Annotated in this window: 9 protein-coding genes; all 9 read left to right on the forward strand. The window is 53.5% G+C overall.

Annotated elements, in window-relative coordinates; genetic code table 11:
• Positions 1-107: 107 nt before the first annotated feature.
• The 9 genes from ACDC66_RS15080 (at position 108) to ACDC66_RS15120 (ending at position 6,507) form a co-directional block, all read left to right on the forward strand.
• The gene (locus ACDC66_RS15080; protein WP_376697563.1) at positions 108-665 is read left to right on the forward strand and encodes a GNAT family N-acetyltransferase; all 558 of its coding nucleotides are present in this window, start codon (positions 108-110) and stop codon (positions 663-665) included.
• Between the two features lie 564 nt (positions 666-1,229).
• Complete coding sequence (locus ACDC66_RS15085; protein WP_376697564.1) at positions 1,230-1,502, forward strand: hypothetical protein; 273 nt, start codon at positions 1,230-1,232, stop codon at positions 1,500-1,502.
• A 109-nt stretch (positions 1,503-1,611) separates the two neighbouring features.
• The gene (locus ACDC66_RS15090) at positions 1,612-2,256 is read left to right on the forward strand and encodes an HAD family hydrolase (RefSeq protein ID WP_376697565.1); all 645 of its coding nucleotides are present in this window, start codon (positions 1,612-1,614) and stop codon (positions 2,254-2,256) included.
• A gap of 99 nt (positions 2,257-2,355) precedes the next feature.
• Positions 2,356-2,769 (forward strand): DUF805 domain-containing protein, encoded by a 414-nt coding sequence (locus ACDC66_RS15095; RefSeq protein ID WP_376697566.1) that lies wholly within the window; start codon positions 2,356-2,358, stop codon positions 2,767-2,769.
• A gap of 233 nt (positions 2,770-3,002) precedes the next feature.
• Entirely contained in the window at positions 3,003-3,317 is a 315-nt protein-coding gene (locus ACDC66_RS15100; RefSeq protein WP_376697567.1) for a hypothetical protein, read from the forward strand.
• Positions 3,318-4,254: 937 nt separating this feature from the next.
• Positions 4,255-4,623, forward strand: a complete 369-nt coding sequence (locus ACDC66_RS15105; protein WP_376697568.1) for a hypothetical protein — start codon at positions 4,255-4,257, stop codon at positions 4,621-4,623.
• Between the two features lie 433 nt (positions 4,624-5,056).
• A complete protein-coding gene (locus ACDC66_RS15110) occupies positions 5,057-5,584 on the forward strand; it encodes a GNAT family N-acetyltransferase (RefSeq protein WP_376697569.1) in 528 nt (175 codons plus the stop codon).
• Between the two features lie 466 nt (positions 5,585-6,050).
• Entirely contained in the window at positions 6,051-6,287 is a 237-nt protein-coding gene (locus tag ACDC66_RS15115) for a hypothetical protein (protein WP_376697570.1), read from the forward strand.
• Between the two features lies 1 nt (position 6,288).
• Positions 6,289-6,507: a hypothetical protein gene (locus ACDC66_RS15120; protein ID WP_376697571.1), complete on the forward strand. Its 219-nt coding sequence runs from the start codon at positions 6,289-6,291 to the stop codon at positions 6,505-6,507.
• Positions 6,508-6,720 lie beyond the last annotated feature (213 nt).

Below are 6,720 nucleotides of genomic sequence, written 5' to 3' on the forward strand. Positions count from 1 at the left end.
TCTAGAGGGCTAATGCATAACAAATCGCTCAAGTATGTTCCGGCCCTTCGGGCCTCCACCGGACGCGGCTAAAGCCGCGCCGCTTAGCTCAGACGTTAGGTGTTGTAATGCCCCGATCCCTCATTCAGCCCAGTCTCGAGTATGAATCAAGTTACCGGGCGTATATCCAGGAGCTTCGGGATGAGGAGCGCTACCCGTTTCCCTTAGATTTCGAAGATGCCGACTTCTCCTCATTAATCGACCGCCTCGCTGACCTCCGCGCCGGCCGAAACTTGCCGCCCAGCATTGTAGCTAGCTCGACCTTCTGGCTTGTCGGCGACGGAGAGATCCTGGGCGTGTCAAACCTCAGACATTCCCTGAACCACGAACTTCGTCGCCGGGGAGGCCACATCGGCCTTGGAATTCGTCCATCCCAACGCGGCCGAGGATTGGGTACCAAGCTCATGTCGCTAACGATTCAGGAGGCCTGGAAGCTTGGAATTAGAGAAGTGCATATTCACTGTTACAAAGCAAACACTACTTCCGCGAGCCTTATTAAGGCCAATGGCGGCACACTAGAATCTGAGGTTGACGACCTCGATACGGGAAACGTGATTCAGCGCTTCGTGGTAGTAACACCTAACAAATCGCTCAACTCGGACGCCGGCAAAGCCGGCGCCGGTTAGCTCAGACGTTAGTTTTCGAATGGAGCCTGACTACGAATCTTATTCGCTGGAAGAGCTTGAGGATGCCCGGCGCCAAATCGATCCACGTCGGTATCCGAAACGGTTTAAGTCGTTAGAAGCAGAGCTGCTCCGTAGACGGTCGGGATTCCCTGAGGCCAGTCTCGCCGCAAGGTGCCTCTCGTGCTCTGCGGCTCTGAAGCGTGGAACCGTCCGCCCTCTACTCGCCCGTTCCGCCTTCGCGGCCGGCCTCGTAGGGGAAATCGTCCTTTGGGCCTTCGGCGCCGTCCTGGTTGCACTCTTTTCGCTGTCATTCTGGCTAGCGGGGGCAATCGTGGGCGTGGTAGGGGTTACGGCTTTTGTTGCCTATGCCATGCGATCGAATGATGGCTACATTTGCACAGAGTGTGGAGCGCATTATGCGCCCTGGCAAGTCAAAAACTAACAAATCGCTCAAGTACGTTCCGGCCCTTCGGGCCTCCACCGGACGCAGCTAAAGCTGCGCCGCTTAGCTCAGACGTTATGCATTTCGTTCAAGCTTCATGTCCAACGACGTAGAAATCCATCATGAATGAAAAGAAGAAAAGATCCTCCGGCCTCAGGGCACTTAATGCTATCTCCGCGACAGTAGCAATCGTTTCGGTCGTGTACATTCTTGTAGCGGGATTCAATATTATCGCTTTAGCAGTGGTGGCTTCCTCAGTTATAGGACTGGCCGCACTAGTGGCTATGGCTGCTGAGGGTGTTCTTGAGGCTGTGGCGGGGGTGTTCGAGGCTATTGCTGACGGGATTTCGGCAATCTTTGAGGCGATCGCTGACCTAATCGGCGGGCTTTTCTAACGGCAATGCATAACAAATCGCTCAAGTACGTTCCGGCCCTCCGGGCCTCCACCGGACGCGGCTAAAGCCGCGCCGCTTAGCTCAGACGTTATACGCGTAAAAGCCAAGAATGCACGTTATTTGCTTCGACATAGACGGAACGCTCGTTGCATCCGCAAGCTTCGACGGAGAGCTCTACGAGGCATCAATACGAGAGGTGTTGGGCGTCAGGCTCAAGTCCGACTTGGCTCAGTACGAGAATGTATCGGATGCTGGGATCCTTTCTGAGATTTTAGAACCCATCTCCGACGCTAACGAAAGAGATCGCCTCAGACGAGAGGTCCATACCACTTTTGTCGACCGCACCAAGCAGTACATAGCGGATAATCCGCAACTCATACGAGAAGTTCCGGGTGCGGTGGACCTCTTAGAGGTGTTGCGAAAGTCTCCGAATGTAAGAGTTTGTATAGCTACCGGCGGCTGGGCCGAAACAGCTTCTCTAAAGCTTCGCTGCATCGGTCTCAATCCGCAGAGCCTGCCTATGGCCACTAGCTCAGATGCTCTGGCACGAACTAAAATTATGCGGCTGGCGGAAGCAAGAGCAACGAAAGGAGAGGTAACCCGGCGAACCTACTTTGGCGACGGTGTTTGGGACAAAAGGGCCGCATTGGAACTCGGGTACGATTTCGTGGCGATTGGCGATGGTGTAGATCACCACCTAGCCTTTCCAGACCTACAGGATATTGAGGGTATCGTTAGGGAGCTGGGCGTATAACAAATCGCTCAAGTACGTTCCGGCCCTTCGGGCCTCCACCGGACGCAGCTAAAGCTGCGCCGCTTAGCTCAGACGTTATGCAACTGACCTGAACCATTGTTGAAAAACTATCTCAAAAAGAAAATCGTCGACTCACTGAGGCATGCCTTTTCATTTTCTGGACGCCGCAATAGGGTGGAGTACATCCTGATTCAGTTGCTGGCTTTTCTCGCTGTTGGGGTAATGTGGGCCGTCAATCACATTCTTGGTGCTATAGACCCGCTGGGAATTGTGTACTGGCTTTCACTATTTCCAACAATTGCGGTTCTTCTCGGCGCTCTATTCGTGCTGCTGACTGCTTCTAGCCAACGGTGCAGAGATGCCAATTGGCCTGGTTGGGCTGTCGTATTCCTTTTTCTCCCCCTAGCTGGAACTGTCTTCTACTTCCTTTTGTTGATTATTCCGGGCACTCCGGGGTCGAATAACTATGGACCACAACCCAACGTACGCAATAGGGGAGAGCTAATTGCATAACAAGTCGCTCAAGTACGTTCCGGCCCTACGGGCCTCCACCGGACGCGGCTAAAGCCGCGCCGCTTAGCTTAAACGTTAGAACAACTCTGTTGCTTAGGCTCTCATCCTTCTTTATTTTGGCCCCCAGTGCGCTTCTCGCAGACCCCTGCGACGATACATGTATGCGTGTTAGCTTCGCTGATTCAAGTGACGGCTTTTACGAGTACGTAGTAAGTAGGGAAGCATATGTTCAAATGGCGGAGCTATCCCAAGACGGTCGCGAGAACCTTCCGATATCTAAGGCGGAAGCCATTTCAATCGCAACTGAAGCTACTTCCTCGTCAATGGATGCGGTAGGCCGAGTGGAACTGGGGAAATCGGTCAAATCTCTAGGGGAAGTTTGGATCTATATGGTGGAGATCCGAAGCCCCACATCCAACCAATTCATCGTTGTTGCCCCAAACGGCGATGTCGTTGAGCCTTCACTTGTGGAGGAAGGGATGACGGCCCATCCGGACTGTTCTAACTATCGCTTCAACACGGACGCCGGCAAAGCCGGCGCCGGTTAAGCTGGACGTTATGCATAAGGTGCCTCAACTGCAAAGGCTCATGCTCCTAGCGATGCGGGTTCTCATGGTGAGCGGGTGCGGTTACCGCCATGCTGCACCGGAGCCGGGGGAGGGGGTTGCTTACGTTTTAAATACGGTGGTATCTGAGCATTCAGAGGCGCAGCCCGTTCTAGTTAATGGTGAGCTTGTTGCAGAACTACAGCCGGGCCAATTTACGTGGCTTCGGTTAGCGCCGGGGTCATATACCTTCGAGGTTGCCGGCTCGCCGTTCCAAGGGCGAACGCTTTCGAGTCCCGGAGTCTTGCTTGAAGCCGGTGAGACTCGATACCTGGTGTACGACGAAGAAAGGGACGAGACTTATCTCATTGAATATTCAGAATCTCACGCGCGGCGTTGGCTGCGCGGTAAGCGGTTTGTCCCTAGCCGCCCCGCATTTCTAGACGGCTAATGCATAACAAATCGCTCAAGTCCGTTCCGGCCCTTCGGGCCTCCACCGGACGCGGCTAAAGCCGCGCCGCTTAGCTTAGACGTTAATCAACAAAACCATGTCAAAAACACTTATGGAGCATCAGCCTAGTGATCAGCAAGTTCTTGACCGTGCAGTAAAGTATCTAAAACGCTGGCATTATCTCAGGATGCTCTGCTCCGTATTCGGCGCTGTTGCTTTTACCGTAGGGCTAACCGAAATACTACAGGGCTCCGATTCGAGCGTATTGTTTGGGCTCCTTCATCCGGTTCTAGCCTTCTTCGGGGGCATCTACATAATGTCTAAATGCTGGTGGAATCCAAAGGCTCAAGATCGACGTGTACTCGTTAAGCTGGCTGGAGTCGATAGGAGCCCTGGTGATTAACAAATCGCTCAAGTACGTTCCGGCCCTTCGGGCCTCCACCGGACGCGGCTAACGCCGCGCCGCTTAGCTCAGACGTTATGTAAATAATGCATACTGTTAGCTTCATCCACCTAGAAGAGGACGATAAAGATTTGATTCTTTCTTTCGTCCTAGACGAGGGTGGTGGTTTCATCCGCAGCTTAATGCTTCATCGTGCGCTTTTTTTTGAAAGCTTCTTGCCGGAGGAGGAGCGGGGCACGAAAGTTACCCTCGAGGGAGAAGAGCTGGGCTACGAACAGGAGAACCTCAACACCTTGGAGGAGTTTGAATTTGCGGGCGCTACTCTCAGAATGCGATCGAGGTTTCGCCACTACGAGCTTGATGCTGGGAAGCTTGACCCAGAAGAATTCAAGGCCATTAAGCAGGCCCTTGAGCGGCAAAACCATGATGCTCGCTTTCAGATCAAATTCACATAACAAGCAGCTCAAGTACGTTCCGGCCTTCAGCCTCCACCGGACGCGCTTACGCGCGCCGCTTAGCTAAATCGTTAGATTTCATACATGAAGAAGAAGTTCCACAGTGCTGAAGAGCGGAGATCTATCCTTATTGCGAAAATGGTTGGGGCCATTCTGCTGCCTCTTATCCTTGTCCCGCTAGGTCTGGTAATGCTACTAAAGCACTGTGGGCTATTTCCAGGGAGTTGGTCGTGCTCTGGTCACAGTGTTCTGCAATCCCCAACTGCCGTCTTGCTGGTTGTATGTATCGCAGCTGCGTATGTGTTCGGCGTCTACCACATTTTCAGGGGCAGTCCAAAGTGAAATCTAACAAATCGCTCAAGTACGTTCCGGCCCTTCGGGCCTCCACCGGACGCAGCTAAAGCTGCGCCGCTTAGCTCAGACGTTAGATTTCATGGGGGAGTTGGAATATCGGAAACTTTCAGTAGGTAGGTCAGAGGATGTCTCTGAATTACAGGACGTCCTGGACGCGGCTCCAGATTACTTTCGGCGTATCCAAGGAGAGACGGCATGCCGAAAGCAGGCCATTAGAGAACTCGAAATCGTCCCAGAGGGCTACCCGACTGAAGAGAAGAGCCTCTACCTTATTCTGGAGGAAGGCGTTCCGATAGGCTGTCTAGATATGCTAAATGGATACCCGGAAACCTCAGTTGCCTATATTGGCCTGCTGCTAATCGTCGAGTCGCACCGGGGCTGCGGCCTTGGCCGTCGGGCAGCTGATTTTGCTGACAAAGTCGGAGGTGAGTGGGGATGTGCAGTTTTGCGCCTTGGAGTGCTGGAACATGACCAAAATGCACTGTATTTTTGGTCCAGGCAAGGCTTCGTTGAGCGCTACATAAAGCGCTCGAGTCAGTTCACCGGCAAGATAGTTGTCATGGAACGGGCTATTCGCAGCTCTTGGGGGCCTCCCTATAAAATCTAACAAATCGCTCAAGTACGTTCCGGCCCTGCCGGGCCTCCTCCGGACGCGCTTACGCGCGCCGCTTAGCTAAATCGTTAAGTGCACACCAGCTGTAGAGTGAATCTAACTCCAAAGGAATAGATTAGAACATGGAAGGAAACTATGCGAGTTCAGGAATGGTCTTCTTTCTATTTGGGCTTTTTTGTGCGTATTGGGCCCAAACTACGAATCGAAGTCCATGGCTGTGGTTCTTCTGCGGTTTGTTCTTTGCACCGATCACCGGGGTAGTGCTCTTGGTCAAAAATAGCCAGGACCTTCGCAACTAGCTCTGCCATATAGGCCGTTTGGTGAGCGCTGCAGAGAGGCCATAAGCTCAGTGCACTTAACACGCCGCTCAAGTACGCTCCGGGCCTGTCGACCCTCCACCGGACGCGCTTACGCGCGCCGCCTAGCTAATCGTTATGCAGTCTTGACCTAGGAGATTTATGTGACCTTCGAGATCGTAGGTGAAATCGAGGGAATAGAAACCTTCGCCGTGGGACGTTCTATCCGTGAACTGCCACGGCTGCGCAAGGTCTACGGCAAGGGGAGATGGCGAAAGCGCAAGGGCTTCGCTAGGGTTCGGTTGCCCAGTGGCGTGGAGCGTGAGGCGGAGCTACACTGGTACGAGGCAACCGGCATAGGTCGCAAGGAATTCAAAATCAAGCGCTTTCTGGAAAGTTGAAATGAATCAGCATTTTGTAATCTGCATCAACAACGAAGAGTATCCGGCCTCCCTGGAGCGCCGCAAGCTCTACGAAGTCATACCCGACGCAGACGCGGAGAGCTTGGGTCAGCTACGGGTCAAGGACGAGTCGGGCGAGGACTACCTCTACCCCAAAGAGCTTTTCGTGTCGGTCGATCTTCCCTCAGGAACGGAGAAGGCGGTTATCTCCGCTGCATAACAAGTAGCTCAAGTTCGCTCCAGCCCTGTCGGGCCTCCGCCGGACGGCTTTTACGCTGCGCTCCAAAGCCGCCGCTTAGCTCAGACGTTATGCATCAAATTGCCCAACTGCAAAGGCTCACGCTCCTGGCGACGCTGGTGTTCTTGTTGAGTGGCTGCGCTTACCGCCATGTCGCACCGGATCCGGGAGAGGGGATCGCTTACGTTCTAAATA

It is taken from the genome of Wenzhouxiangella psychrophila, assembly GCF_042310375.1.
In the GTDB taxonomy this organism is placed as follows: Bacteria; Pseudomonadota; Gammaproteobacteria; order Xanthomonadales; family Wenzhouxiangellaceae; genus Wenzhouxiangella.